Genomic DNA, 26,256 nt, shown 5'->3' with positions numbered 1-26,256 from the left:
CTCTTTTAACGAAGGAACCTACCGCCATGGCGGACCAAAAGATCCGGATTCGGTTGAAGGCGTTCGATCATCGTTTGATCGACCGTTCGGCCAGCGAGATCGTTGAAACGGCAAAGCGGACCGGCGCGCAAGTGCGTGGCCCGATCCCGCTGCCGACCAAGATCGAGCGTTACACCATTCTCGTCTCGCCGCACGTCGACAAGGACGCGCGTGACCAGTACGAGACCCGCACGCACAAGCGCGTGCTCGACATCGTCGACCCCAACGACAAGACCGTGGACGCGCTGATGAAGCTCGAACTGGCTGCCGGCGTCGACGTTCAGATCAAGCTGACCTGAGGACTACGACCATGACGAAGAAATATTCGTTGGGCTTCGTGGGCCGCAAGGCTGGCATGAGCCGCGTGTTCACCGAAGATGGCCAGGCCATCCCGGTGACCCTGATTGAAGCTACCCCGAACCGCATCGCGCAGATCAAGACCGTCGAAGCTGACGGCTACAGCGCCGTGCAGGTGACCGTCGGCGCGCGTCGCGCTGCCCTGGTCAACAAGCCGGAAGCCGGCCACTTCGCCAAGGCGAAGGTGGAAGCCGGTCGTGGCCTGTGGGAATTCCGCGTTGAAGACGCGCAGCTCGGCGATTTCGCCGTTGGCGGCGAAGTCAAGGCGGACATCTTTGAAGTTGGCCAGAAGGTCGACGTCCAGGGTGTCACCAAGGGTAAGGGCTTCCAAGGCACCATCAAGCGCTACAACTTCCGTATGGGCGATGCAACCCACGGTAACTCGCTGTCGCATCGCGCGCCGGGTTCGCTGGGCCAGCGCCAGACCCCGGGTCGCGTTTTCCCGGGCAAGAAGATGTCGGGCCACATGGGTGCCGTGCAGCAGAGCACGCAGAACCTGGAAGTTGTCAAGGTCGACGTCGAGCGCGGTCTGATCGCGATTCGTGGCGCCGTGCCTGGCGCTGCGGGTGGTGACGTGATCGTGCGTCCGGCTAGCAAGGCATAAGGAGAGATGACGATGGAACTCGTTATCACGGGTAGCAACAACAAGGTCTCGGTCTCCGATGCCGTGTTCGGTCGCGATTTCAGCGAAGATCTGGTCCACCAGGTCGTCGTTGCCTATCGCAATGCCGGTCGCGCCGGCACCAAGGCACAGAAGACTCGTTCTGAAGTGGCTGGTACCACCAAGAAGTCGAAGAAGCAGAAGGGCGGCGGTGCGCGTCATGGCGCGCTGACGGCTCCGATCTTCGTCGGCGGCGGTGTCACCTTCGCGGCCAAGCCGCGCAGCTTCGAACAGAAGGTCAACCGCAAGCAGTACCGTGCCGCCATGTGCGCGATCCTGTCCGAGCTGAACCGCCAGGGCCGTCTGACCATCGTGGAGTCCTTCGATGTCGAAGCGACCAGCACGAAGGCTCTGATCGCCAAGCTGGCCGGCCTGGAAGTGGGCAAGCGCCCGCTGATCGTCACCGAGGAAGCCACCGAGCACCTGTACCTGTCGGCCCGCAACATTCCCTACGTGGAAGTGCGTGACGTGCAGGGCCTGGATCCGGTGTCGCTGGTCGGTGCCGACACGGTCGTCATCACCGCTGATGCGGTCAAGAAGGTCGAGGAGTGGCTGGCATGAACAGCAACGAAAAAATCTTCAGCGTGCTGCGTGCTCCGCGAGTCTCCGAAAAGACCGCGCGCCTGCAGGAACATTCCAACCAGTATGTCTTCGAGATCTCGAACGAAGCGACCAAGGCCGACGTGAAGGCCGCGGTAGAGCAGTTGTTCGACGTCAAGGTCGAAGCGGTCAACGTGCTGAACGTGAAGGGCAAGAACAAGTCCTTCCGTAACCGCACCGGCCGCCGCGGCGATTGGCGCAAGGCGTACGTGCGTCTCGCCGATGGCCAGTCCATCGATGTAACGGCCAAGGCCTGAGGTACATCCCATGCCATTGATGAAATTCAAGCCCACTTCCCCCGGCCGCCGTTCGGCCGTGCGCGTGGTTACGCCCGATCTGCACAAGGGCGCACCGCACGCAGCGTTGCTGGAGCCGAAGAGCAATACCGGTGGTCGTAACCACCACGGTCGCATCACCACCCGTCACGTGGGCGGTGGTCACAAGCAGCATTACCGTCTGATTGACTTCAAGCGCAACAAGGAAGGCATTCCGGCGCGCGTGGAACGCATCGAATACGATCCGAACCGCACCGCCCATATCGCCCTGCTGTGCTACGTCGACGGCGAGCGCCGCTACATCATCGCACCGAAGGGCCTGAAGGCCGGTGACCAGGTGATCGCGGGTTCGGATGCGCCGATCAAGACCGGCAACACCCTGCCGCTGCGCAACATCCCGGTTGGTACCACTGTCCACGGCATCGAACTGAAGCCGGGCAAGGGTGCCCAGATCGCGCGTGCCGCCGGCGCTGCCGTGCAGCTCGTCGCTCGTGAAGGCGTCTTCGCCACCCTGCGCCTGCGCTCGGGTGAAATGCGCAAGGTGCCGGTCGAGTGCCGCGCAACGATCGGTGAAGTCGGCAACGACGAACACAACCTGGAAAAGCTGGGCAAGGCTGGCGCCAAGCGCTGGCGCGGTGTCCGCCCGACCGTTCGTGGTGCTGCCATGAACCCGGTTGACCACCCGCACGGTGGTGGTGAGGCGAAGGCCGGCCAGGGTAATCCGCATCCGGTCACCCCGTGGGGTGTTCCGACCAAGGGTTACAAGACGCGCAAGAACAAGCGCACCCAGCAATTCATCGTCCGCGATCGTAGGGGCTAATCGACCATGGCACGTTCACTCAAGAAGGGCCCGTTCGTCGATCACCACCTCGTCAAGAAGGTGGAGGCCGCTGCGGGTAGCAAGAAGCCGATCAAGACCTGGTCGCGCCGTTCGATGATCCTGCCGGAAATGGTAGGCATCACCATCGCCGTTCATAACGGTAAGAACCACGTTCCGGTGCTCGTCAACGAGAACATGGTCGGCCACAAGCTCGGCGAATTTGCCATCACCCGGACCTTCAAGGGTCACGGTGGTGACAAGAAGTCGGGCAAGTAAGGAGAGATGACAATGGAAGCGAAAGCAATCCTGCGCTCCGCGCGCATCTCTGCGCAGAAAGCACGCCTGGTCGCTGACCAGGTGCGCGGCCTGCCGGCCGAGCGTGCGGTCAACCTGCTGAAGTTCTCGGACAAGAAGGCTGCCCACCTGATCAAGAAGGTGGTGGAGTCGGCTATTGCCAATGCCGAGAACAACCAGGGCGCCGACGTCGACGAGCTGAAGGTTCAGACCATCATGGTTGATGAAGGTCCGACCCTGAAGCGTTTCATGGCGCGGGCGAAAGGCCGCGGCACCCGCATCCTCAAGCGCACCAGCCACATCACTGTGGTTGTGGGCGCCGGCAAGTAAGCGGAAAGGAAAACACCATGGGTCATAAAGTTCATCCGATTGGTATCCGCCTCGGCATCTCCAAGGACTGGAACTCCAAGTGGTACGCCAACAAGGCCGAGTTTGCTGGTTATCTGGCAGCCGACCTGAAGGTGCGGGACATGCTGCGCAAGAAGCTCGCGCAGGCCGGCATCAGCAAGATCCTCATCGAACGTCCGGCGAAGACCGCCCGCGTGACGATCCACACCGCCCGTCCGGGCGTGGTGATCGGCAAGCGTGGTGAGGACATCGAGAAGCTGCGCAAGGAAGTGAGCGAAATGATGGGCGTTCCGGCGCACATCAACGTCACCGAAGTGCGCAAGCCCGAGCTGGACGCACAGCTGGTTGCCGAGTCGATCGCGCAGCAGCTGGAGCGTCGCATCATGTTCCGCCGCGCAATGAAGCGCTCGGTCGGCAACGCGATGCGCCTCGGTGCCCTGGGCATCAAGGTCAACGTCGGTGGCCGCTTGAACGGTGCTGAAATCGCCCGTTCGGAGTGGTACCGCGAAGGCCGCGTGCCGCTGCACACGCTGCGTGCCGACATCGACTATGGCTTCGCTGAAGCCAAGACGACCTACGGCATCATCGGCATCAAGGTCTGGATCTACAAGGGCGAGGTTTTCGATTTCTCCCAGGTTGGCCAGGAAAAGCAGGACGACACCCCGTCGCGCAACGATCGTAACGATCGCGGTGACCGCGGTGACCGTCAGCGCCCGGCCCGTGAAGCGAGGTAACGACAATGTTGCAACCCAAGCGAACCAAGTACCGCAAGGTACACAAGGGCCGTAACGATGGCCTGAGCTGGAGCGCCAACGCTGTCAGCTTCGGCGAATACGGCCTGAAGGCAACCGCCCACGGTCAGCTGACCGCGCGCCAGATCGAAGCGGCCCGCCGCTCGATCAGCCGCTACGTCAAGCGCGGTGGCAAGATGTGGATCCGAGTGTTCCCCGACAAGCCGATCACCAAGAAGCCCATCGAAGTCCGAATGGGTTCTGGTAAGGGCAACGTGGAGTACTGGGTAGCCCAGATCCAGCCCGGCCGCATGATCTATGAAATTGAAGGTGTGGGTGAAGACGTGGCACGCGAGGCGTTCCGCCTGGCAGCTGCCAAGCTCTCCGTGACCACCACTTTCGTGACCCGGACGGTGATGTGATGGATATCAAACAGCTTCGCGAAAAGTCGGCTGACGACCTGAAGTCCCATTTGGTTGACCTGCGTAAGGAGCAGTTCTCGCTCCGCATGCAGCAGGTCACCGGGCAGCTGCCGAAGACTCACGAAACCCGCCGGGTCCGCCGCGAGATTGCTCGCGTCAAGACCCTGCTCGGCAGCAACAAGTAAGGATGGCCGCGATGAGCGACAATACTGAAAACAAGCAGCTGCGCACGGTCGAAGGCCGTGTCGTCAGCAACAAGATGGACAAGACGGTCACCGTGTTGGTGGAGCGCCAGGTCAAGCACGCGCTGTACGGCAAGTACCTGCGTCGTTCGACCAAGCTCCACGCGCACGACGCCGACAACGCCTGCAATGAAGGCGATGTCGTCCGCGTGACCGAAATTGCTCCGATGTCCAAGACCAAGAACTGGCGCGTGGTGGAAATTGTCACCCGTGCGGCTCAATAAGGAGATCTGACTCATGATCCAGATGCAGAGCTACCTCGAGGTCGCGGACAATTCCGGTGCCAAGGAAGTGATGTGCATCAAGGTGCTGGGCGGCTCCAAGCGTCGCTACGCACACATCGGTGACATCATCAAGGTCACCGTGAAGGATGCAATCCCGCGCGGCAAGGTCAAGAAGGGTGAAGTGTTCGACGCCGTCGTGGTGCGTACCCGCAAGGGTGTGCGTCGCGCCGATGGCTCGCTGATCCGTTTCGACACCAATGCCGCGGTCCTGCTCAACAACAAGCAAGAGCCGATCGGCACCCGCATCTTCGGGCCGGTGACCCGTGAACTTCGTTCCGAGAAGTTCATGAAGATCGTCTCGCTCGCTCCCGAAGTGCTGTGAGCGACAGGAGATAATCATGGCTAACCGTATCAAGAAGGGCGACCAGGTCGTCGTCAACACCGGCAAGGACAAGGGCAAGCAGGGCGAAGTCGTCCGCGTCGACGGCGATCGTGTGATCGTCGCCAACGTGAACATCGTCAAGCGCCACACCAAGCCGAACCCGCAGGCAGGCGTTGCCGGCGGCGTGGTCGAGCGTGAAGCGTCGATCCATATCTCCAACGTGAATGTGCTCAACCCGGCTTCGGGCAAGGGCGAGCGCGTTGGCTTCAAGGTGCTGGAGGATGGACGCAAACTGCGTGTGTTCCGCTCCAGCGGTGAGGCGCTTGACGCCTGAGGAATGAGAAGATGAGTTCCCGTCTCGAAAAGTTCTACCAGGAAGAAGTGGTGCCGGCGCTGATGAAGCAGTTCGGCTACACCAATCCGATGCAGGTTCCCCGCCTGGTCAAGGTCACCCTGAACATGGGTGTCGGCGAAGCGGCGACCAACAAGAAGATCCTGGAAAATGCCGTCGCCGACATGGCCAAGGTCTCCGGCCAGAAGCCGATCGTGACCAAGTCCCGCGTCTCGGTGGCTTCGTTCAAGATCCGCGATGGTTGGCCGATCGGCTGCAAGACCACGCTGCGTCGTGCCAAGATGTATGAGTTCCTGGATCGCCTGATCAACATCTCGCTGCCGCGCGTGCGCGACTTCCGTGGTGTCTCGGGTCGTTCCTTCGACGGTCGCGGCAACTTCAACATGGGTGTGAAGGAACAGATCATCTTCCCGGAAATCGACTTCGACGCTGTCGACGCGATCCGCGGCATGGATATCGCCATCACCACCACCGCCAAGACCGATGCGGAAGCGAAGGCGTTGCTTGCAGCGTTCAAGTTCCCGTTCCGTAACTGATACGTCGAGGAATCCGAAATGGCAAAGACCTCCATGGTCAACCGCGACCTGAAGCGTGCGAAGCTGGCCGTCAAGTACGCCGGCAAGCGTGAAGAGCTGAAGAAGATCATCTCCAGCACGACCGCTTCGTACGAAGAGAAGGAACAGGCCGTGATCAAGTTGCAGAAGCTGCCGCGCGATTCGTCGCCGAGCCGCCACCGCAACCGTTGCGAACTGTCGGGCCGCCCGCGTGGCGTGTACAGCAAGTTCGGCCTCGGCCGCAACAAGCTGCGCGAAGCCACCATGCGTGGTGACGTGCCGGGCCTGCGCAAGGCCAGCTGGTAAGGGATCCGTCCCTGCAGTATGGGGTGGGCCTGTTCAGGTTCACCCCGACTTGAAGAGTCCGACCCCGGTCGGGCTCTTTTTGTCGTATACTCCCGCGTCTCACCCGGCGGCATGGGGTGGGGTAGGGCGCAACACCCGAACGACGGGCCTCCAGGCCCATTCCAAATAGCAAGATTTTCGCGAAAGCGGATATCGGTGCACTCAAAGGTATCGACTATGAGCATGACTGATCCCATCGCCGACCTGCTGGTACGCATCAAGAATGCGGCCGCGGTTGGCAAGCAGACGGTGAAAGCACCGTCCTCCAAGATCAAGGTTGCAATCGCAGAAGTGTTGAAGGCCGAAGGCTACATCACCGACCTGCGCGTGACCAAGACCGAGAACAACAAGGCCGAGCTTGAAATCGTCCTGAAGTATTTCGAGGGCAAGCCGGTCATCGAGACCCTGAAGCGCTTCTCGCGTTCGGGTCTGCGCCAGTACCGTGGCAAGTCCGAGCTGCCGAAGGTCCTGAACGGCCTGGGCATCTCCATCATCTCCACCTCCAAGGGCATCATGACTGATGCGCAGGCGCGCCAGTTGGGCGTCGGCGGCGAAGTCCTGTGCTTCGTGGCCTAAGGCGAGAAGGAAACCACTATGTCCCGCGTAGCCAAGAAGCCGGTCAACCTGCCCAAGGGCGTTGAACTGAACATCCAGCCGGAATCCGTCAGCGTGAAGGGCCCGAAGGGCACCCTGAGCCTGGCCAAGGTTGCTGGCGTTGAAATTTCCGTCAACGACGGCGTTGCCACCCTGGCCGCCAGCAATGACGAGCTTGTCGCCCTCACCGGCACCGTCCGCGCGATCCTGGCCAACATGGTCAAGGGCGTCACCGATGGCTTCGAGCGCAAGCTTGAGCTGGTCGGCGTGGGTTACCGCGCCACCATGCAGGGCAAGGACCTGAGCCTGGCGCTCGGTTTCTCGCACCCGGTTGTGTACGTGGCGCCGGAAGGCATCACGCTGTCGACCCCGACCCAGACCGAAATCCTGGTCCAGGGCACCGACAAGCAGCTGGTGGGCGAAGTTGCCGCCAAGATCCGCGCTTACCGCAAGCCGGAGCCCTACAAGGGCAAGGGTGTGAAGTACGCCGGCGAAGTCATCATTCGTAAGGAAGCCAAGAAGGCGTAAGGGCGAGTCCCCGTTCCGGGGAGGAATCCTGTCTTCAGCTTTCAAGGAAAAAGATCATGAACAAGAACATTGCTCGCCTGCGTCGCGCCAAGTCCACCCGCGCACACATCCGTGTCCTCGGCGTGCCGCGTCTGTCGGTGCTGCGCACCGGTCAGCACCTGTACGCCCAGGTCTTCACCGCCGACGGCTCCAAGGTGCTGGCTGCTGCCAACACCACCCAGGCCGACGTCAAGGAAGGCCTGAAGAACGGCAAGAACAGCGACGCCGCCGCCAAGGTCGGCAAGCTGGTTGCCGAGCGCGCCAAGGCTGCGGGCATCGAGAAGGTCGCTTTCGACCGCTCGGGCTACCGCTACCACGGCCGCATCAAGGCACTGGCCGATGCAGCCCGCGAAGGCGGCCTGCAGTTCTAAGGGATAAGGAAGCGGGGCTGGGCCCCGCTTCCGCCTGCCTGCCGGCACGGGTTGTGCCGGGCGGCGTCCTTCTTCTGCAGGGGCGTTCGATCCACCGCGTCATTCCACAGCTATAAGCGGCCCTGAGCCGTACATACCCAATCAATCAAGGAATCAACATGGCAGAAGAACGTCAGCAGCGGGGTCGCGATCGCGACCGTAACCGCGAAGAGAAAGTCGACGACGGCATGATCGAGAAGCTGGTCGCGGTCAACCGCGTCAGCAAGACCGTCAAGGGCGGTCGTCAGTTCACCTTCACCGCACTGACCGTGGTCGGTGACGGCGCAGGCAAGGTTGGCTTCGGGTACGGCAAGGCGCGTGAAGTGCCGGTCGCGATCCAGAAGTCGATGGAGCAGGCTCGCAAGAACCTGGCCGACGTCGATCTGAACAACGGCACCCTGTGGCACCCGGTGAAGTCCGGCCACGGCGCAGCCCGCGTGTTCATGATGCCGGCTTCGGAAGGTACGGGCGTCATCGCCGGCGGTGCCATGCGCGCCGTGCTGGAAGCGGTGGGCGTCAAGAACGTGCTGGCCAAGGCCGTCGGTTCGCGCAACCCGATCAACCTGGTTCGCGCCACGCTGAAGGGTCTGTCCGAAATGCAGTCGCCGGCCCGCATCGCGGCCAAGCGCGGCAAGAAGGTGGAGGATCTCAACCATGGCTAATGACACCGTCAAGACCGTCAAGGTCCGTCTGGTTGGCGGCCTGCGTGGCACCCAGTCGCGTCACCGCCTGTCGGTGCGTGCCCTGGGCCTGAACAAGCTCAACGATGTGCGTGTCCTGAAGGACAGCCCGCAGGTTCGCGGTCTGATCAACAAGGTCCACTACCTCGTCAAGGTTGAGGAATAATCCAATGACCCTGCATCTCAATGAACTGAGCCCGGCACCGGGCGCGCGCAAAGAGCGCACCCGCGTCGGCCGTGGTATCGGCTCCGGCCTGGGCAAGACCTGCGGCCGCGGCCACAAGGGTTCGTTCGCCCGTAAGGGTGGCGGCAAGATCAAGGCGGGCTTCGAAGGCGGCCAGACCCCCATGCAGCGTCGTCTGCCGAAGGTCGGTTTCCGTTCCAAGATCGCCAAGGACACGGCCGAAGTGCTGTCGTACCACCTGGACCGCCTGGAAGCTGGCGAGATCGATTTCGCCGCGCTGCGCGCTGCGAAGCTGGTCCCGAGCACTGCCAAGCAGGCCAAGATCGTCATGAAGGGCGGCCTGACCAAGGCCTTCACCCTGAAGGGCATCGCAGCAACGGCCGGTGCCAAGGCCGCGATCGAAGCTGCCGGCGGCAGCGTACAGGAGTAAGACATGGCGCAAGCTGGCATTGGTAACCTGGGCGGCGGGCTCGGCAAGTTCACGGAACTTCGCCAGCGTCTGCTGTTCGTCGTCGGGGCTTTGATCGTCTACCGCATCGGCTGTTATGTGCCGGTGCCGGGCGTCAATCCCGATGCCATGCTTGCGCTCATGCAGGCGCAGGGCGGCGGCATCGTGGACATGTTCAACATGTTCTCGGGCGGCGCCCTGCACCGTTTCAGCATTTTCGCGCTGAACGTGATGCCGTACATCTCGGCATCCATCGTGATGCAGCTGGCCGTCCACATCTTCCCCGCGCTCAAGGCGATGCAGAAGGAAGGTGAGTCTGGTCGCCGCAAGATCACCCAATATTCCCGCATCGGCGCCGTGTTGCTGGCCGTGGTGCAGGGCGGCAGCATTGCGCTGGCGCTGCAGAACCAGCTGTCCCCGTCCGGTGCGCCGGTCGTGTACGCGCCGGGCATGGGCTTCGTGCTCACTGCCGTGGTCGCGCTGACCGCCGGTACCATCTTCCTGATGTGGGTTGGCGAGCAGGTCACCGAGCGCGGCATCGGCAACGGTGTGTCGCTGATCATCTTCGCCGGCATCGTGGCGGGCCTCCCGGGTGCGGTCATCCACACCTTCGACGCCTTCCGCGAAGGCAACCTGCAGTTCATCCAGCTGCTGCTGATCGCGCTGGTGGTGCTGGCCTTCACCTTCTTCGTGGTGTTCGTCGAACGCGGCCAGCGCCGCATCACGGTGAACTACGCACGTCGCCAGGGTGGCCGCAACGCGTACATGAACCAGACCTCGTTCCTGCCGCTGAAGCTGAACATGGCGGGCGTGATCCCGGCCATCTTCGCCTCCAGCATCCTGGCATTCCCGACCACCCTGGCCATGTGGTCCGGCCAGGCCAGCTCGGCGACCTGGCTGCAGAAGGTCGCCAACGCCCTGGGTCCGGGCGAGCCGCTGCACATGATCGTGTTCGCTGCGCTGATCACCGGTTTCGCGTTCTTCTATACCGCGCTGGTGTTCAACTCGCAGGAAACCGCCGACAACCTGAAGAAGTCGGGCGCGCTGATTCCGGGCATCCGTCCGGGCAAGGCCACCGCCGACTACATCGACGGCGTGCTGACCCGCCTGACCGCGGCCGGCTCGGCCTACCTGGTGATCGTCTGCCTGCTGCCGGAAATCATGCGCACGCAGCTGAATGCCTCGTTCTACTTCGGCGGCACCTCGCTGCTGATCGTGGTGGTGGTGGTGATGGACTTCATTGCGCAGATCCAGGCGCACCTGATGTCGCACCAGTACGAGAGCCTGTTGAAGAAGGCCAACCTGAAGGGCGGCAACCGCGGCGGTTTTGCCCGCGGCTGATTGGCCTGTTACACTATCGTCTTCCTGACGTGATGGTCCTCCGCTTCGCGGACCTGGCCGCACAAACGAAGGGCGGCCCCCGCAGCGGTTCCGGGTGGGGGTGAGATCGGGTCGTCCCGCGCGGGAGTAGCGCGGGCGGCGCCGGAAGAGGGTCCGAAAGGGTCGCTTCCGGAGTCAACCTGATCCGGCGCCGGAGCCTGGGCACACTCCCTGGGCCGGGTCCATGAAACCTTTCAGGTTTCACGGGCTTCCATGTAAACCGGAACCTTGTTAGTATCGCTAGTTCACTTTTTTGATCCATCCTGCCGGATCGGCGCGCCTCGGGTGCGCTGTCGGCCATCACTCAGCTGGAGAACCGCGTCATGGCGCGTATTGCAGGCGTCAACCTGCCAGCCCAGAAGCACGTCTGGGTCGGGTTGCAAAGCATTTACGGCATCGGCCGTACCCGTTCGAAGAAGGTCTGCGACGCCGCAGGCGTCACTTCGACCACCAAGATCCGCGATCTGTCGGAGCCGGAAATCGAGCGTCTGCGCTCGGAAGTGGCCAAGTACATCGTGGAAGGCGATCTGCGCCGTGAAATCGGTATCGCGATCAAGCGCCTGATGGACCTGGGCTGCTACCGCGGTCTGCGTCACCGCCGCGGCCTGCCGCTGCGTGGTCAGCGCACCCGTACCAACGCCCGCACCCGCAAGGGCCCGCGCAAGGCGATCAGGAAGTAAGGGACCTAAGAAATGGCTAAGCCCGTCGCTAAGACCAAGAAGAAGATCAAGCGCGTCGTCACTGACGGCGTTGCCCACGTCCACGCTTCTTTCAACAACACCATCGTGACCATCACCGACCGCCAGGGCAATGCTCTGTCGTGGGCGACGTCCGGTGGCGCTGGCTTCCGCGGTTCGCGTAAGTCCACCCCGTTCGCTGCCCAGGTGGCTGCCGAGAAAGCCGGCCGTGCCGCGCTGGATTACGGCGTCAAGTCCCTGGAAGTCCGCATCAAGGGCCCGGGTCCGGGTCGTGAGTCGGCCGTGCGCTCGCTGAACAACGTGGGCTACAAGATCACCAACATCATCGACGTGACGCCAATCCCGCACAACGGGTGCCGTCCGCCGAAGAAGCGTCGCGTCTAAAGGAGCGATAAGAAATGGCTCGTTATATCGGTCCTACCTGTAAGCTCGCCCGCCGCGAAGGCGCCGACCTTTCCCTCAAGAGCCCGGCCCGTGCGCTGGACTCCAAGTGCAAGCTGGAGCAGAAGCCCGGCCAGCACGGCGCGACCGCCCGCAAGGGCAAGCTGTCCGACTACGCCACCCAGCTGCGTGAAAAGCAGAAGGTCAAGCGTATCTACGGTCTGCTGGAGCGTCAGTTCCGCAACTACTACAAGAAGGCCTCGACCAAGAAGGGCAACACCGGCGAGAACCTGCTGCAGCTGTTGGAAACCCGCCTGGACAACGTCGTCTATCGCATGGGCTTCGCAGTGACCCGTCCGGCTGCCCGTCAGCTGGTCTCGCACCGCGGCGTCACCGTGAACGGCAAGTCGGTCAACCTGGCTTCGTACCAGGTCAAGGCTGGCGACGCTGTCGCGCTGTCCGAGAAGGCTGCCAAGCAGCTGCGCGTTCAGGAAGCCCTGACCGTGTCCAAGACGCACGACCTGCGCCCGACGTGGATCGAAGTGGACGCCGACAAGTTCGCCGGCATCTTCAAGGCCGTGCCGGATCGTTCGGACCTGCCTGCGGATATCAACGAAGCGCTGATCGTCGAGTTGTATTCGAAGTAATTCACATTGGAGAGCCCCCGGCGACGGCCGGGGGTTCACTAGGAGAACCCGCAACATGACGGTTACCGCCAACCAGGTTCTGCGTCCTCGTGGTCCGCAGATCGAACGCCTTACCGACACCCGCGCCAAGGTCGTTATCGAACCCTTGGAGCGTGGTTACGGGCATACGCTGGGCAATGCCCTGCGTCGCGTGCTGCTGTCGTCCATCCCGGGCTTCGCCATCACGGAAGTTGAGATCGACGGCGTACTGCACGAGTACACCACGCTCGAAGGCCTGCAGGAGGACGTTCTCGAAGTCCTGCTCAACCTGAAGGACGTGGCGATCCGTATGCACACCGGTGACAGCGCAACCCTGTCGCTGTCCAAGCAGGGTCCGGGTGTCGTGACTGCTGCCGATATCAAGGTCGACCACAACGTCGAGATCCTCAACACGGATCATGTCATCTGCCACCTGACCAAGGACACGGCAGTCAACATGCGCCTGAAGATCGAGCGTGGTTTCGGCTACCAGCCGGCCGCCGCGCGTCGTCGTCCGGACGAAGAAACCCGTGCCATCGGTCGTCTGGTCCTGGACGCCTCGTTCTCGCCGGTCCGTCGCGTCGCCTATTCGGTGGAAGCGGCCCGCGTCGAACAGCGTACCGACCTGGACAAGCTGGTGCTGGACATCGAAACCAACGGCACGATCGATGCCGAGGAAGCCGTGCGCACCGCCGCCGACATCCTCAGCGATCAGCTGTCGGTCTTCGGTGACTTCACCCACCGCGACCGCGGTGCAGCCAAGCCGGCCAACAACGGCGTGGATCCGGTGCTGCTGCGCCCGATCGACGACCTGGAACTGACCGTGCGTTCGGCCAACTGCCTCAAGGCCGAGAGCATCTACTACATCGGCGATCTGATCCAGAAGACCGAAGTGGAACTGCTCAAGACCCCGAACCTCGGCAAGAAGTCGCTGACCGAGATCAAGGAAGTCCTCGCCCAGCGCGGCCTTTCGCTCGGCATGAAGCTGGAGAACTGGCCGCCGGCCGGTGTCGCCCAGCACGGCATGCTCGGCTGATCCAGCGCAGTAAATGCTTTACCCCGCACCTTCGGGTGCGGGGGCTTTACCCGCAGTACCTCGCATCGACAGGCGCCAGCCTGCGGTGACGGTCGGCCAGGAGGGCCGGCACCGGACCATCCGCAGTCCAAGCAACAACGCCGGGAAGGCGACAGCGATACCCAACCGATCCAACATTCTTTCAAGGAACATCCGTCATGCGTCACATGAAATCCGGCCGCAAGTTCAGCCGTACCAGCGCCCACCGCGAAGCAATGTTCAAGAACATGGCCGCGTCGCTGTTCAAGCACGAGCTGATCAAGACCACCCTGCCGAAGGCCAAGGAACTGCGCCGCGTCGCCGAGCCGCTGATCACCCTGGCCAAGGTCGACTCCGTTGCCAACCGCCGTCTGGCTTTCGCCCGCCTGCGTGACAACGAAGCCGTGGGCAACCTGTTCACCACCCTGGGCCCGCGTTACGCGAACCGTCCGGGCGGCTACCTGCGTCTGCTGAAGTGCGGCTTCCGCGCTGGCGACAACGCGCCGATGGCCTACGTCGAACTGGTCGACCGTCCGGCCGCCGTGGCTGAAGCCGTCGAAGAATAATCGACTCGCTTTACCAAAGATTCTTCAAAGAACCCGGCCTTGTGCCGGGTTTTTTGTTGGGTCTGGTTTTGCTCCAACGTCAACGTCAACGGCGCTGGTTGTTCGCTGATCACTGCGGGGCCCCGGCCGGTGTGGGTTTGCGGGGGGCGCCGTGAACCCGTCCTTGGGGGCTCTTACCAAACATCCATGTTTGGTAAAGCCCCCGCAAACCCACCCCGGCCGGTGCCCCCGACAGCGGGTCGGTGGCCAAAGGGCCCATCGGCCGGGCGTGGGAGGTCGGGGCCTGAATCAGGACGGGCATGCCCGTCCGGTCTCCGCCAACGGTAGAGCCGGGCCTTGCCCGGCTGCTGTTGGCCCTCCCATGCGCACCGACCCACCGTCGGGGTCGCGACGGGGGCGGGTTTGCGGGGGCTTTGCGAAACATGGATGTTTCGCAAGAGCCCCCAAGGACGGGTTCACGGCGCCCCCCGCAAACCCGCACCCGGCGCGGCCGGGCAGTGGACTCCTGCAGCCGTGCAGCTGTTGGCGCACAAGCTGAAACACACCATATGGCCAACTACGCCGACATACGGCAAAAAGCCGCAGCCTGTACAACGTGAGGGCCTGTTAATCTTGGCGCCTGGACTAACAAGAGTGTTGGCAATGAATCCATTGCGCTGGAATTACCGCGCCCAGTTCCTGCTGGGGTTTCTGGTGTGTGCTGGCCTGCTGGGCTATGCGATCTTCCTGCAGCTGAACATGGGGCTGGAGCCGTGCCCGCTGTGCATCTTCCAGCGCATCGCCTTCGCCGCGCTTGGGTTGTTGTTCCTGATTGGCGCGCTGCATGGCCCGCGGGATCGGCCCGGGCGGATCACCTATGGCGTGTTGGCCTTCATTGCCGCCGCCGTGGGCATCGGCATTGCCGGGCGCCACGTGTACGTGCAGCTGCTGCCCCAGGACATGGGCTCGAGCTGTGGGCCGCCGCTGTCGTTCCTGAGCGAGACCATGGGGCCGTTCGAAGTGTTCCGTACCGTGCTCACCGGTACCGGCAACTGCGGCAACATCGACTGGCAGTTCCTGGGGCTGACCATGCCCATGTGGAGCCTGGTGTGGTTCACCGTGCTGGGCCTGTGGGCGCTGGTGGTGTCGTTCCGTCGTCCTGCCCGTCGCTACTGATCTTTCTTCTGCTGGTTTACTGGATATTCCGATGACTGCCTCCGACCGTGCCACCCCTTCCGCTTCGCTGCCGACCGACTGGTCGCCGGAGAGCTGGCGCGGCCGGCCCGCGCTGCAGATGCCGACGTATCCCGATCCGGTGGCGCTGGATGCGTCCTTGCATGAGCTCAAGCGGCTGCCGCCGCTGGTGACCTCCTGGGAGATCCTCTCGCTCAAGCAGCAGCTCGCCGAGGCCCAGGAAGGCAAGCGTTTCCTGCTGCAGGGCGGCGATTGCGCGGAGAACTTCAGCGACTGCGAGTCCACCACCATCTCCAACCGGCTCAAGGTGCTCCTGCAGATGAGCCTGGTGCTCGTCCACGGCATGCGCAAGCCGGTGATCCGCGTCGGCCGGTTCGCCGGGCAATATGCCAAGCCGCGTTCGGCCGATACCGAGACCCGCGATGGCGTGACCCTGCCCAGCTACCGGGGCGACGTGATCAACGCGCCCGAGTTCACCGAAGCCGCGCGCCTGCCCGATCCGCGCAGGATGCTGCAGGCCCACGCGCATTCGGCCATGACCATGAACTTCGTGCGTGCGCTGATCGATGGTGGCTTCGCCGACCTGCACCATCCCGAGTACTGGAACCTGGAGTGGGTGCGGCATTCGCCGCTGGCCACCGACTACCAGAAGATGGTCTCCTCCATCGGTGATGCCGTGCGCTTCATGGAAACCCTGTCCGGCGCCCAGGTGTACAACCTCAACCGGATCGACTTCTATACCTCGCACGAAGCGCTGCTGCTGCCCTATGAGCAGGCGCTCACCCGCCAGGTGCCGCGCCAGCATGGCTGGCTCAACCTGAGCACGCATTACCCGTGGATCGGCATGCGCACCGCCGCCCTCGATGGCGCCCACGTGGAATACCTGCGCGGCGTGCGCAACCCCATTGCCATCAAGGTCGGCCCGTCCGTACAGCCCGACCAGCTGCTGCGCCTGATCGACGTGCTCAATCCCGAAGACGAACCCGGCCGCCTGAGTTTCATCCATCGCATGGGGGCGGCGCAGATCGCCGGGAAGCTGCCGCCGCTGCTGGAGGCCGTCAAGCGCGATGGTCGCCGCGTGCTGTGGGTGTGCGATGCCATGCATGGCAACACCGAAAGCACCAGCAACGGCTACAAGACCCGTCGCTTCGACAACGTGCGCAGTGAAGTGGAGCTGTCCTTCGACCTGCACGCAGCCGCCGGTACGCGGCTGGGCGGCGTGCACCTGGAGCTGACCGGGGAGGATGTCACCGAGTGCACCGGGGGCGCGCGCGAGCTCACCGAGCGCGACCTGGAGCGTGCCTACCGGTCCTCGGTGGATCCGCGCCTGAACTACGAACAGTCGCTCGAGATCGCCATGGCCATCGTGCGCAAGCAGGGCGGCTGACCGCGTAACAATTTCGGGCGTAGCTCTACGCTACGGTCATGTCGTGTTTGGCACGCTAGAGCTCCTTTGTGATCAACACGGGAGCGTGCATGCACGTGGATTGGCAGACGGCCGCCGCATATCTCTGGCCGATCGGGATCGCGCTGGCGATCGGTCTCACCGGATGGTGGGCACTGATGTTGCTGACCCGCCGCCTCAAGGGGCGCGACTACCGCCGTGCGCGCATCGCGCGCGTGATCAGCCGGCCGCTGGCGTTCGCGCTGCCGATGCTGGTGCTGATTCCCGCACTGGAAGCCACCCCGCTGGACGGGCGCTGGCTGGACCAGTCGCTGCGGCTGCTGCATATCGGGTTGACGGCGTGCTTCATCTGGCTGCTGGTGCGCGCGGTGGCTGCCGGCGAGCAGGCGATCCTGCGTGACCACCCGATGGAAGTGGCCGACAACCTGGCCGCCCGCCGCATCCAGACCCAGACCCGCGTGCTCAGCCGCGTGCTGATGGGCGCCATCATCCTGGTCGGCGCCTCGATGGTGCTGCTGACCTTCCCGATGGTGCGCCAGATCGGCACCGCGCTGCTGGCCTCGGCCGGCATCATCGGCCTGGTCGCCGGCATCGCCGCCAAGCCGGTGTTCGGCAACCTGATCGCCGGCCTGCAGATCGCGCTGACCCAGCCGATCCGCCTCGATGACGTGGTGATCGTCGAAGGCGAATGGGGCCGGGTGGAAGAGATCGGCAGCAGCTACGTGGTGGTGCGGATCTGGGACGAGCGGCGCATGGTGGTGCCGTTGACCTGGTTCATCGAGAATCCATTCCAGAACTGGACCCGGCGCAGCGCCGACCTGCTCGGCACCGCATTCCTGTGGCTCGACTATCGGGCGCCGATCGCGGCGATCCGCACCGAGCTCGAGCGCATCTGCAAGGGTGAAGCGCTATGGGATGGCCGAGTCTGCGTGACCCAGGTGACTGAAACCACTGATCACACGCTGCAGGTGCGCCTGCTGGTCAGCGCTCGCAATTCCGGCGATGCCTTCGACCTGCGCTGCATCGTGCGCGAACGCATGCTCGACTTCCTCGCCCGTGAACATCCGCAGGCGCTGCCCCGCACGCGCGCGGAGATCCTGGACCGCCCCGATCCGGCCACCCGCGGTCCGCGTTCGCAGCCGACCGACGACGTGCGTTCGCCGGGTGCCGAAGATGGTCCGCCGGCAGTGGTGCCGGTCGAGGAACCCGCGCAATCACAGTAGTGCATGGGCCGGCCAACGGCCGGCGCTACCGCCAGGCTATCCGGAGCCAATGGTGGGTTGATCCCGATCCCAATGCGCCCGTAAAAATTCGTAGCCCCGGCCGTTGGCCGGACCGCAGCCAACCTACGGCAACAACGCCTGCGTCCCGAACCGCGGTGGACGCCGGGCCCGGGTGCGCTGCTCGTAGTCGTACGCCAGCTCGATCAGCTTCGGCTCGCTCCAGGCCGTGCCCATGAACAACAGCCCCAACGGTAGTCCGTTCACATGCGCCATCGGCACGGTAAGGCTTGGGTAGCCGGCCACGGCGGCGGCGCTGTAGCTGCCGCCCGGGAAGTCATCGCCGTGGCCGGTACGGATCGGCCACGCGGTGCCCGTGGTGGGCGCCACCAGTGCGTCCAGGCGCTCGGCCTTGAGCACCGCGTCGATCCCCTCGGGGCCGGCCAGGCGGCGCGCCTGGGTGCGTGCAGCGATGTACTCGGGGCTGCCCAGGCCGCCGGCCTGCGCGGCCGTCTCCATCAGATCCTGCCCGAACAGCACCAGCTCCTTGTCGGCATGGGTACGGTTGAAGGCGATGATCGCGTCCAAGTCGCGCACCGGGGCCTGGTGGCGGGTGAGGTAGCGCTGCATGCCGGCTTTGAACTCGTGCAGCAGCACCAGGCGTTCGGCGTCTTCCCACTGCCCCTCGGTAGGCAGCTGCACCGGTACCACCACGGCGCCGGCATCGCGCAGCACGCCGATCGCGTGCTGCAGGGCGGGGGCGACCCCGGGCTGCTGGTCCAGCGCGCCGTGCAGGACGCCGATCCGGGCGCCGCGCAGGCCGTCCGGATTCAGCCGCGCGGTGTAGTCATACACCGCGCGCCCGGGCATGGTCGCCGTGGCCGGGTCGGCGTCGTCGCGGCCGGCCATCGCCGTCAACAGGGCGGCGGCATCGGCCACGCTGCGGGTGATCGGGCCGGCGGTGTCCTGGCTGAAGGAAATCGGCACGATGCCATCGCGGCTGACCAGGCCGACCGTGGGCTTGAGCCCGACCACGCCGTTCACCGCGGCCGGGCAGACGATGCTGCCGTCGGTCTCGGTACCCACCGCGGCGGCCGCCAGGTTGGCCGCCACCGCCACCGCGCTGCCGCTGCTGGAGCCGCACGGGTTGTGGCTGAGCCGGTAGGGATTCCGGGTCTGGCCGCCACGCGCGCTCCAGCCGGAAATCGACTGGCTGGAACGGAAGTTCGCCCATTCGCTGAGATTGGTCTTGCCCAGGATCAGCGCGCCGGCCGCGCGCAGCCGGGTGACCAGGAACGCATCGTCGGGGCGGAACCCGGCCAGTGCCAGCGAACCGGCGCTGGTGCCCATCGGGCGCGCCCCGATGTTGTCCTTGAGCAGAAGCGGAATGCCGTGCAGGGGGCCGCGAAGCTGCCCGCGGCGGCGTTCGGCATCCAGTGCCGCCGCTTCCTTCAGGGCATCCGGATTGAGCTCCAGCACGGCGTTGAGGCGCGGGCCGGCGCGGTCGAGCCGGGCGATCCGTTCCAGGTAGGCGCGGGTCAGGGTGACGCTGTCCAGCTCGCCGGCGGCCATCGCCGCCTGCAACTGGGTGATATCGGTTTCGGCGTAGGCGAACGGCGTATCGCGTGGGGCCGCGGACGCGGCGGCATGGGCCTGGTTGAACAAGGGCACGGGCGAGGGCGAGCAGCCTGCCAGCAGTGCGATGGCCAACACGAGCGATGTCAGTGGCGCGCGCATCTGTGTATCCCCGGAACCAGCGCTCAGGCTAACCAGCGCTCCGCACGCTTGGCAACTCACGCCGGCGGTTGGGCCTGGCCGTGACGCTTGCGGATGTCGCGGGCGAGGACGCCGACCACGATGAGGTTGATCACCAGCACCGACCACGAGGCCCAGCCCGGGTGGCGGATGATCGCGAAAATGTCGAACGGCAGGTAGATGCCGGCGGTGACGCAGCCCAGCCAGGATGCCCAGGCTTTGGCACGCCAGAGGCCCCAGGCCTCGAAGAGATGCAGGATGCCGTAGGCAACCATGGCCGCAGCGGCCAGGTGGACGGCATCGGGGCTGATCATGTTGAGCAGCGAGGGCAGGGTGCCGTGATCCGGGTCCAGGCTGAAACGCCGGATCAGGGCATTGACCCCATCACGCAGTGGCTGCGGGCCAAGCACTTCCAGCCCGGTCGCCGCCAACAGCGCCAGGACCGCCTTGCTGGCTTCCAGCAAGGCGATCAGGTGAAGCCCCGGATGCTTGTGAGGATCCGGGTTGTAGGCCGTGTCGGTCACGAGGGTCCGATCAGCCGCCGCGCGAAGCCTTCTTGCGGTCGCTTTCGGTCAGCCCCTTCTTGCGAAGGCGGATTTCCTTCGGGGTGATCTCGACCAGCTCGTCGTCTTCGATGAAGTCCAGGGCCTGTTCCAGCGAGTACTTGATGGCCGGGGTCAGCTGGATCGCATCGTCCTTGCCCGAAGCGCGCATGTTGGTCAGCGGCTTGGTCTTGATCGCGTTGACGGTCAGGTCGTTGTCCTTGGAGTGGATACCGACCAGCTGGCCTTCATACACGTTGTCGCCTTCAGCAGCAAACAGCTTGCCACGCTCCTGCAGCGGCCCCAGCGAGTAGGCGGGGGTGGCGCCCGGCGCGTTGGCGATCATCACGCCGTTCTGGCGCTTTGCGATGGCGCCCTGTTCCTTCGGGCCGTAATGGTCGAACACGTGGAACAGCAGGCCCGAACCCTGGGTCAGGGTCTTGAACTCGTTCTGGAAGCCGATCAGGCCACGGGCCGGGATCTGGTATTCCAGGCGCACACGGCCCTTGCCGTCCGGTTCCATGTTCTTCAGCTGGCCCTTGCGGGTGCCCAGCTTTTCCATGACGCCGCCCTGGTGCTGTTCTTCGATGTCCACCACCAGCTGTTCGATCGGCTCCATGGCCTGGCCGTCGATCTGCTTGATGATCACTTCCGGGCGCGACACGGCCAGCTCGTAGCCTTCACGGCGCATGTTTTCGATCAGCACCGACAGGTGCAGTTCGCCACGGCCGGAGACCAGGAACTTGTCGGCGTCTTCCAGCTGTTCCACCTTCAGGGCCACGTTGTGGACCTGTTCGCGGTCCAGGCGGTCCTTGATCTGGCGGCTGGTCAGGAACTTGCCACCGGACAGGTCCTTGTTGCCGGCGAACGGCGAGTTGTTGACCTGGAAGGTCATCGAGATGGTCGGCTCGTCGACGGTCAGCGCCGGCAGTGCTTCCGGGGTGTCCGGGTGGCACAGGGTGTCGGAGATGGTCAGCTCCGGGATGCCCGAGATGGCGACGATGTCACCGGCTTCGGCGGTGTCCTGCTCGATGCGCTCCAGGCCCAGGAAGCCCAGCACCTGGGCAACCTTGCCGTTGCGCTTCTTGCCTTCACGGTCGATCACCGCGACCTGCATGTTCTTCTTCAGGGTGCCGCGCTGGATGCGGCCGATGCCGATCACGCCCACGAAGTTGTTGTAGTCCAGCTGGCTGATGCGCATCTGGAACGGACCTTCCGGGTCCACTTCCGGCTTCGGCGCGTGCTGCATGATCGCTTCGTACAGCGGGGTCATGTCGCCATCGCGCACGCTGTCTTCCAGGCCGGCGTAGCCGTTCAGGGCCGAGGCGTAGACGATCGGGAAGTCGAGCTGTTCATTGGTGGCGCCGAGCTTGTCGAACAGGTCGAAGACCTGGTCGATCACCCAATCCGGACGCGAGCCCGGGCGGTCGACCTTGTTGACCACCACGATCGGCTTGAAGCCCATCGCGAAGGCCTTCTGGGTGACGAAGCGGGTCTGCGGCATCGGGCCGTCCATGGCGTCGACCAGGATCAGCACGGTGTCCACCATCGACAGCACGCGCTCCACTTCACCGCCGAAGTCGGCGTGTCCGGGGGTGTCGACGATGTTGATGCGGTTCTTGACGCCGGTGCGCTTGTCTTCCCAGGTGATGGCCGTGTTCTTGGCCAGGATCGTGATGCCACGCTCCTTTTCCTGGTCGTTGCTGTCCATCACGCGCTCGGCGAGCACGGTGCGCTCGGAGAGGGTGCCGGACTGCTTCAGCAGCTGGTCCACAAGGGTGGTCTTACCGTGGTCGACGTGGGCGACGATGGCGATGTTGCGAAGATTTTCGATAGACATGCGAAAGGGGGCCAGTCGGCGCCGGATTTGGAAAAAGAAGTCCATCATTATACGGCTTTGATGGCCAAACGCGAAAACAACCTTTGGCGCATTCAGGTAGCGCCCGCCGTTGGCGGGCACACGGGTACCTGAGGGCCGGCCAACGGCCGGCGCTACCGGGTGGGTTCGACCATGGTCAGGCGGGCTCCGCGCGTCCCTCCGGTGTATCCTTATGGGCTGACGACAACCCCCGAATATCAAGGATCCTCATGTCCCTCATCGCCACTTTCGACACCACCCAGGGCCCGATCAAGGTCGAGCTGTTCGCCGACAAGGCGCCGCTGACCGTCGCCAACTTCGTGAACCTGGTCCAGAAGGGCTTCTATGACGGCCTGATCTTCCACCGCGTGATCCCCGATTTCATGATCCAGGGCGGTTGCCCCAAGGGCCAGGGCACCGGCGGCCCGGGCTACAAGTTCGAAGACGAGAAGAACGGCGTGAAGCACCAGGTCGGTTCGCTGTCCATGGCCAATGCCGGCCCGAACACCAACGGCAGCCAGTTCTTCATCACCCACATCAAGACCGACTGGCTGGACGGCAAGCACACCGTGTTCGGCCAGGTGCTGGATGGCCAGGCCATCGTGGACTCGGTCAAGCAGGGCGACGTGATCCATTCGATCACCCTGGAAGGCGACACCGACGCTGTGCTGGCCGCCCAGGCCGACCGCGTGGCCGAGTGGAACAAGCTGATCCCGGCCAGGTAATTCCCTTTCAACGGCCTCCCTCGCGGGAGGCCGTTGCGCATTTCCGGCCGCCCCGCCAGGTCTCTCCCCGCCCGGTGGCCACTCCCACACAGCTTCTTAGCAGAGGAAATCCCCATGAAAGCACCTGTTCGTGTTGCCGTGACCGGCGCCGCCGGCCAGATCGGCTACGCCCTGCTGTTCCGCATCGCCTCCGGCGAAATGCTGGGCAAGGACCAGCCGGTCATCCTGCAGCTGCTCGAGCTGCCGGTCGACAAGGCCCAGGCCGCCCTGCGCGGCGTGATGATGGAACTGGAAGACTGCGCGTTCCCGCTGCTGGCCGGCATGGTCGGCACCGATGACGCCGAAGTGGCGTTCAAGGATGCCGACATCGCCCTGCTGGTCGGCGCGCGTCCGCGCGGCCCGGGCATGGAGCGCAAGGACCTGCTGCTGGAAAACGCCAAGATCTTCACCGCGCAGGGCGCGGCGCTGAACAAGGTCGCCAGCCGCAACGTGAAGGTGCTGGTCGTCGGCAACCCGGCCAACACCAATGCCTACATCGCCATGAAGTCGGCGCCGGACCTGAACCCGCGCAACTTCACCGCCATGCTGCGCCTGGACCACAACCGTGCGCTGAGCCAGCTGTCGTCCAAGCTGGGCAAGTCGGTGGGTGGCATCGAGAAGCTGGTCGTGTGGGGCAACCACAGCCCGACCATGTACCCGGACTACCGTTTCGCCACCGCCGACGGTGCCTCCGTCGCCGATGCGATCAACGACCAGGAATGGAATGCCGGTACCTTCATTCCGACCGTGGGCAAGCGCGGCGCGGCGATCATCGAAGCCCGTGGCTCGTCCTCGGCTGCCTCGGCCGCCAATGCCGCCATCGACCACGTGCGCGACTGGGTGCTGGGCAGCAACGGCAAGTGGGTGACCATGGGCGTGCCGTCTGACGGCTCCTACGGCATCCCGGAAGGCGTGATCTTCGGCTTCGCGGTGACCACCGAAAACGGTGAGTACACCCTGGTCAAGGACCTGCCGGTCGACGACTTCAGCCAGAAGTACATCGACAAGACCCTGGCCGAGCTGGAAGAAGAGCGCAGCGGCGTGGCCCACCTGCTGGGTTGATCCCTTGGTCGGTACGCATTGAAAAACGCCGGGCTTGCCCGGCGTTTTTTTTTCCGCTACCCGGCGCGCAACCGCCCTGCATCTTTCGCCGGCGGCGCGCCGAATACGCGGACGTAGTCGCGGCTGAACTGCGAGGGGCTTTCGTAGCCGACGCGGAAGCCGGCGCTGGCCGCGTCCAGTGCATCGCCGACCATCAACCGGCGCGCCTCCTGCAGGCGCAGGCGGGTGCGGAACTCCAGCGGGCTCAGCGTGGTGATCGCCTTGAAGTGCTGGTGGAAACTGGAGCGGCTCATGCCGGCCACCTCGGCGACCTGTTCGATCCGGCACGGCTGGTGGAAATTCGTCTTGATCCACGCGATGGCGCGGGCGATCTGGTTGAGCCGGCTGTCGGCCTGCGCGATGTGGCGCAGGATCCCGCCACCGGGCCCCTGCAGCAGCCGGTACAGCAGTTCGCGCACGGTCAGGGGCGCCAGCGCGTCGATATCAGACGGTGCGTCCAGCAGCGCCAGCAGGCGAACTGCAGCATCCAGCAGTTCCGGGCTGGTGCGGTTGAGCGACAGCCCGCTGGCGGGCGCCGGCGCAGGTGCCGGCGCGGCCGGGTGGGCGAGGGCGAGTTCGGACAACGTGGCCATGTCCAGATCCAGCTGCAGGCACAGATAGGGCCGTTCGGGACTGGCCTGGATCACCGAGCCCATCACCGGCAGGTCCACCGAGGCGATCAGGTAATGCTGCGGGTCATAGCGGTACGAGGTCGCGCCCAGGTGCGCCTGTTTGACGCCCTGGCCAACCAGGCACACGGTGGGTTCGTAGATCACCGGCATGGGCAGCGTCGGCGATGCGGCACGGATCAGCGTGACCCCCGGCAGTGCGACGGCATGCATGCCGTCGGACGGCGCGTGGCGGTCCAGCAGGGCAACGAAGGCAGCGAGTCGGTCCATGCCGTTGGATGGTACAGGCCGACCGGCGCGGGGCGCGTGGGAGATGGACGATCGTGCAAGCCTGCCGGACGCACAGGCTATCGCCTCCCGGAGCCGCCGCCGGAAGATTCCCGGCACTTCCCTGGCCCGAGGCCCTGCCGATGACCACCACCGCCCTCAATCACTACCGCCTGCTCGGACGATCCGGCCTGCGCGTGTCGCCGCTCTCGTTGGGCACCATGACCTTCGGTGCCGACTGGGGCTGGGGCGCCGACGACGCCGAGGCCGCGCGCATCTTCGATGCGTATGTCGAGCGTGGCGGCAACTTCATCGACACCGCCGTGAACTACACCAACGGCAGCGCCGAACGCATCCTCGGCCGGCTGATCAGGGCCATGCGCGAACGCATCGTGCTCGCCACCAAGTTCACCATGGCGCGCGAGGCGGGCAATCCCAATGCCGGCGGCAACCACCGCCTCAACCTGGTGCGCTCCGTGGAAACCAGCCTGCGCCAGCTCGATACCGATCGCGTCGACCTGCTGTACCTGCACGCGTGGGACTTCACGACATCGCCGCAGGAGGTGATGCGCGCGCTCGACGATCTGGTCCGCGCGGGCAAGGTGCTTTACCTGGGCATCTGCAACACGCCGACATGGCGCGTGGCGCAGATGCAGACCCTGGCCGACCTGCGCGGCTGGTCGCCGTTCGTCGCGCTGCAGATCGAGTACAGCCTGCTCGAGCGTACCGTCGAGCACGAGTTGATGCCGATGGCCGAAGCGCTCGGTCTCGGCGTGCTGCCCTGGTCGCCGCTGGGCGGCGGGGTGCTCACCGGCAAGTACAGCCGCGCGGATCTGACCGACGACAATGCCGCCGACGTATCGCCCACGCGCAAGGGCGTGATCGCGTCCACCGGACATCTTACCGGGCGCGCCCTGGATATCGCCGACGTCGTCGGTGCGATCGCCGAGGAGCTGGGTGCCAGCCGTTCGCAGGTCGCCCTGGCCTGGACGCTGCGGCATCCGGCCGTGGTCTCGCCGGTCATGGGCGCGCGCACCCTGGCGCAGTTCCAGGACAATATCGGTGCGCTGGACATCGTGTTCAGTGATGCGCAGCTGCAACGCCTGGACGCGGCGAGCGCGCCGGCACCGATCTTCCCCGCGCGTTTCATCGCACGGCCGATGGCGCAGCAGCTGATCAGTGGTGGAAGCCGGATCCGGAGCCGGTAGCACCGGGCCCGCCTACGACCAAGGTCGGACGGCCGGTCCACCGCCATCGGACTATGCTCGA

Annotated in this window: 37 protein-coding genes; 33 read left to right on the top strand and 4 right to left on the bottom strand. The window is 64.6% G+C overall.

The features are described 5' to 3' along the window. The first annotated feature begins 26 nt into the window (after positions 1–26). The 30 genes from rpsJ to QE395_RS14470 all read left to right on the top strand — a co-directional run bounded on the left by rpsJ (position 27) and on the right by QE395_RS14470 (position 18,074). Positions 27–338: a 30S ribosomal protein S10 gene (rpsJ, locus tag QE395_RS14615; protein WP_010341589.1), complete on the top strand. Its 312-nt coding sequence runs from the start codon at positions 27–29 to the stop codon at positions 336–338. A gap of 11 nt (positions 339–349) precedes the next feature. After that, a complete protein-coding gene (rplC, locus tag QE395_RS14610) occupies positions 350–1,000 on the top strand; it encodes a 50S ribosomal protein L3 (RefSeq protein WP_068849456.1) in 651 nt (216 codons plus the stop codon). A gap of 12 nt (positions 1,001–1,012) precedes the next feature. Further along, complete coding sequence (rplD, locus tag QE395_RS14605; protein WP_068849458.1) at positions 1,013–1,618, top strand: 50S ribosomal protein L4; 606 nt, start codon at positions 1,013–1,015, stop codon at positions 1,616–1,618. Further along, on the top strand, positions 1,615–1,914 hold the full coding sequence (gene rplW, locus QE395_RS14600; protein WP_068854553.1) for a 50S ribosomal protein L23: 300 nt from the start codon (positions 1,615–1,617) through the stop codon (positions 1,912–1,914). Before rplD ends, rplW begins: the two co-directional genes overlap by 4 nt. Before the next feature lie 10 nt (positions 1,915–1,924). Then, on the top strand, positions 1,925–2,752 hold the full coding sequence (rplB, locus tag QE395_RS14595) for a 50S ribosomal protein L2 (protein ID WP_068849460.1): 828 nt from the start codon (positions 1,925–1,927) through the stop codon (positions 2,750–2,752). 6 nt (positions 2,753–2,758) lie between these two features. Further along, positions 2,759–3,028 carry a 30S ribosomal protein S19 gene (rpsS, locus tag QE395_RS14590; RefSeq protein ID WP_017355409.1) on the top strand — a complete coding sequence of 90 codons (270 nt, stop codon included), beginning with the start codon at positions 2,759–2,761 and terminating at the stop codon, positions 3,026–3,028. 12 nt (positions 3,029–3,040) lie between these two features. Further along, positions 3,041–3,376, top strand: a complete 336-nt coding sequence (rplV, locus tag QE395_RS14585) for a 50S ribosomal protein L22 (RefSeq protein WP_017355410.1) — start codon at positions 3,041–3,043, stop codon at positions 3,374–3,376. A gap of 17 nt (positions 3,377–3,393) precedes the next feature. Next, the gene (rpsC, locus tag QE395_RS14580) at positions 3,394–4,128 is read left to right on the top strand and encodes a 30S ribosomal protein S3 (RefSeq protein ID WP_068849461.1); all 735 of its coding nucleotides are present in this window, start codon (positions 3,394–3,396) and stop codon (positions 4,126–4,128) included. Positions 4,129–4,133: 5 nt separating this feature from the next. After that, positions 4,134–4,547 carry a 50S ribosomal protein L16 gene (gene rplP, locus QE395_RS14575; protein ID WP_068849463.1) on the top strand — a complete coding sequence of 138 codons (414 nt, stop codon included), beginning with the start codon at positions 4,134–4,136 and terminating at the stop codon, positions 4,545–4,547. Continuing rightward, the gene (rpmC, locus tag QE395_RS14570) at positions 4,547–4,732 is read left to right on the top strand and encodes a 50S ribosomal protein L29 (RefSeq protein WP_068849465.1); all 186 of its coding nucleotides are present in this window, start codon (positions 4,547–4,549) and stop codon (positions 4,730–4,732) included. Before rplP ends, rpmC begins: the two co-directional genes overlap by 1 nt. A gap of 11 nt (positions 4,733–4,743) precedes the next feature. Further along, entirely contained in the window at positions 4,744–5,013 is a 270-nt protein-coding gene (gene rpsQ, locus QE395_RS14565; protein ID WP_068849467.1) for a 30S ribosomal protein S17, read from the top strand. Positions 5,014–5,026: 13 nt separating this feature from the next. Next, a complete protein-coding gene (rplN, locus tag QE395_RS14560; RefSeq protein WP_068849469.1) occupies positions 5,027–5,395 on the top strand; it encodes a 50S ribosomal protein L14 in 369 nt (122 codons plus the stop codon). A gap of 16 nt (positions 5,396–5,411) precedes the next feature. After that, positions 5,412–5,729, top strand: a complete 318-nt coding sequence (gene rplX / locus QE395_RS14555) for a 50S ribosomal protein L24 (protein WP_017355416.1) — start codon at positions 5,412–5,414, stop codon at positions 5,727–5,729. Positions 5,730–5,740: 11 nt separating this feature from the next. Continuing rightward, a complete protein-coding gene (gene rplE / locus QE395_RS14550) occupies positions 5,741–6,283 on the top strand; it encodes a 50S ribosomal protein L5 (RefSeq protein WP_068849470.1) in 543 nt (180 codons plus the stop codon). Between the two features lie 18 nt (positions 6,284–6,301). Next, on the top strand, positions 6,302–6,607 hold the full coding sequence (rpsN, locus tag QE395_RS14545; RefSeq protein WP_068849472.1) for a 30S ribosomal protein S14: 306 nt from the start codon (positions 6,302–6,304) through the stop codon (positions 6,605–6,607). Positions 6,608–6,823: 216 nt separating this feature from the next. Beyond that, positions 6,824–7,222, top strand: a complete 399-nt coding sequence (gene rpsH / locus QE395_RS14540) for a 30S ribosomal protein S8 (RefSeq protein ID WP_017355419.1) — start codon at positions 6,824–6,826, stop codon at positions 7,220–7,222. Positions 7,223–7,240: 18 nt separating this feature from the next. Continuing rightward, positions 7,241–7,768, top strand: a complete 528-nt coding sequence (gene rplF, locus QE395_RS14535) for a 50S ribosomal protein L6 (RefSeq protein ID WP_068849473.1) — start codon at positions 7,241–7,243, stop codon at positions 7,766–7,768. Between the two features lie 56 nt (positions 7,769–7,824). Then, a complete protein-coding gene (gene rplR / locus QE395_RS14530; protein ID WP_019186158.1) occupies positions 7,825–8,178 on the top strand; it encodes a 50S ribosomal protein L18 in 354 nt (117 codons plus the stop codon). Between the two features lie 158 nt (positions 8,179–8,336). Further along, a complete protein-coding gene (rpsE, locus tag QE395_RS14525) occupies positions 8,337–8,879 on the top strand; it encodes a 30S ribosomal protein S5 (RefSeq protein WP_038690276.1) in 543 nt (180 codons plus the stop codon). Next, entirely contained in the window at positions 8,872–9,063 is a 192-nt protein-coding gene (gene rpmD, locus QE395_RS14520; protein WP_068849475.1) for a 50S ribosomal protein L30, read from the top strand. The genes rpsE and rpmD overlap by 8 nt, the downstream gene beginning before the upstream one ends. Positions 9,064–9,067: 4 nt before the next feature. After that, positions 9,068–9,511, top strand: coding sequence for a 50S ribosomal protein L15 (rplO, locus tag QE395_RS14515; protein ID WP_068849476.1), 444 nt, complete (start codon positions 9,068–9,070; stop codon positions 9,509–9,511). A gap of 3 nt (positions 9,512–9,514) precedes the next feature. Further along, complete coding sequence (gene secY / locus QE395_RS14510; protein ID WP_068849478.1) at positions 9,515–10,870, top strand: preprotein translocase subunit SecY; 1,356 nt, start codon at positions 9,515–9,517, stop codon at positions 10,868–10,870. Positions 10,871–11,232: 362 nt separating this feature from the next. Continuing rightward, positions 11,233–11,589: a 30S ribosomal protein S13 gene (gene rpsM / locus QE395_RS14505; protein ID WP_017355426.1), complete on the top strand. Its 357-nt coding sequence runs from the start codon at positions 11,233–11,235 to the stop codon at positions 11,587–11,589. A gap of 12 nt (positions 11,590–11,601) precedes the next feature. Next, complete coding sequence (gene rpsK / locus QE395_RS14500) at positions 11,602–11,991, top strand: 30S ribosomal protein S11 (protein ID WP_017355427.1); 390 nt, start codon at positions 11,602–11,604, stop codon at positions 11,989–11,991. 14 nt (positions 11,992–12,005) lie between these two features. Continuing rightward, positions 12,006–12,635 carry a 30S ribosomal protein S4 gene (rpsD, locus tag QE395_RS14495; RefSeq protein ID WP_068849480.1) on the top strand — a complete coding sequence of 210 codons (630 nt, stop codon included), beginning with the start codon at positions 12,006–12,008 and terminating at the stop codon, positions 12,633–12,635. A gap of 55 nt (positions 12,636–12,690) precedes the next feature. Continuing rightward, positions 12,691–13,689 (top strand): DNA-directed RNA polymerase subunit alpha, encoded by a 999-nt coding sequence (gene rpoA, locus QE395_RS14490; RefSeq protein ID WP_068849481.1) that lies wholly within the window; start codon positions 12,691–12,693, stop codon positions 13,687–13,689. Positions 13,690–13,886: 197 nt separating this feature from the next. Beyond that, positions 13,887–14,273 (top strand): 50S ribosomal protein L17, encoded by a 387-nt coding sequence (gene rplQ / locus QE395_RS14485; RefSeq protein WP_068849483.1) that lies wholly within the window; start codon positions 13,887–13,889, stop codon positions 14,271–14,273. A gap of 642 nt (positions 14,274–14,915) precedes the next feature. Beyond that, positions 14,916–15,428 carry a disulfide bond formation protein B gene (locus QE395_RS14480; protein WP_306989748.1) on the top strand — a complete coding sequence of 171 codons (513 nt, stop codon included), beginning with the start codon at positions 14,916–14,918 and terminating at the stop codon, positions 15,426–15,428. A 31-nt stretch (positions 15,429–15,459) separates the two neighbouring features. After that, positions 15,460–16,833: a 3-deoxy-7-phosphoheptulonate synthase class II gene (locus QE395_RS14475; protein ID WP_068849487.1), complete on the top strand. Its 1,374-nt coding sequence runs from the start codon at positions 15,460–15,462 to the stop codon at positions 16,831–16,833. A gap of 89 nt (positions 16,834–16,922) precedes the next feature. Continuing rightward, positions 16,923–18,074: a mechanosensitive ion channel family protein gene (locus QE395_RS14470; RefSeq protein WP_306989747.1), complete on the top strand. Its 1,152-nt coding sequence runs from the start codon at positions 16,923–16,925 to the stop codon at positions 18,072–18,074. A 123-nt stretch (positions 18,075–18,197) separates the two neighbouring features. On the opposite strand, the gene QE395_RS14465 is transcribed toward QE395_RS14470, so the two are convergent. Genes QE395_RS14465 through typA form a run of 3 tightly spaced genes read right to left on the bottom strand, consistent with a single transcriptional unit; the run spans position 18,198 to position 22,208 of the window. Further along, the gene (locus tag QE395_RS14465) at positions 18,198–19,808 is read right to left on the bottom strand and encodes an amidase (protein WP_306989746.1); all 1,611 of its coding nucleotides are present in this window, start codon (positions 19,806–19,808) and stop codon (positions 18,198–18,200) included. A gap of 56 nt (positions 19,809–19,864) precedes the next feature. Beyond that, entirely contained in the window at positions 19,865–20,350 is a 486-nt protein-coding gene (locus QE395_RS14460; RefSeq protein WP_068849493.1) for a DUF2127 domain-containing protein, read from the bottom strand. Between the two features lie 10 nt (positions 20,351–20,360). Continuing rightward, on the bottom strand, positions 20,361–22,208 hold the full coding sequence (gene typA / locus QE395_RS14455; protein ID WP_093534588.1) for a translational GTPase TypA: 1,848 nt from the start codon (positions 22,206–22,208) through the stop codon (positions 20,361–20,363). 248 nt (positions 22,209–22,456) lie between these two features. Between typA and QE395_RS14450 the strand changes: the two genes are divergently transcribed. Then, on the top strand, positions 22,457–22,951 hold the full coding sequence (locus QE395_RS14450) for a peptidylprolyl isomerase (protein ID WP_095364522.1): 495 nt from the start codon (positions 22,457–22,459) through the stop codon (positions 22,949–22,951). A 114-nt stretch (positions 22,952–23,065) separates the two neighbouring features. Then, positions 23,066–24,052 carry a malate dehydrogenase gene (locus tag QE395_RS14445; RefSeq protein WP_038690241.1) on the top strand — a complete coding sequence of 329 codons (987 nt, stop codon included), beginning with the start codon at positions 23,066–23,068 and terminating at the stop codon, positions 24,050–24,052. A 56-nt stretch (positions 24,053–24,108) separates the two neighbouring features. On the opposite strand, the gene QE395_RS14440 is transcribed toward QE395_RS14445, so the two are convergent. Beyond that, the gene (locus QE395_RS14440; protein ID WP_210131964.1) at positions 24,109–24,990 is read right to left on the bottom strand and encodes an AraC family transcriptional regulator; all 882 of its coding nucleotides are present in this window, start codon (positions 24,988–24,990) and stop codon (positions 24,109–24,111) included. Positions 24,991–25,130: 140 nt separating this feature from the next. On the opposite strand from QE395_RS14440, the gene QE395_RS14435 reads away from it, so the two are divergent. Further along, positions 25,131–26,195: an aldo/keto reductase gene (locus QE395_RS14435; RefSeq protein WP_306989737.1), complete on the top strand. Its 1,065-nt coding sequence runs from the start codon at positions 25,131–25,133 to the stop codon at positions 26,193–26,195. The last annotated feature ends 61 nt before the right edge of the window (positions 26,196–26,256 follow it).

Origin of the sequence: Stenotrophomonas sp. SORGH_AS_0282 (assembly GCF_030818125.1) — a bacterium.
GTDB lineage: Bacteria > Pseudomonadota > Gammaproteobacteria > Xanthomonadales > Xanthomonadaceae > Stenotrophomonas > Stenotrophomonas rhizophila_A.
This window is presented reverse-complemented; position numbering and strand designations above follow the sequence as displayed.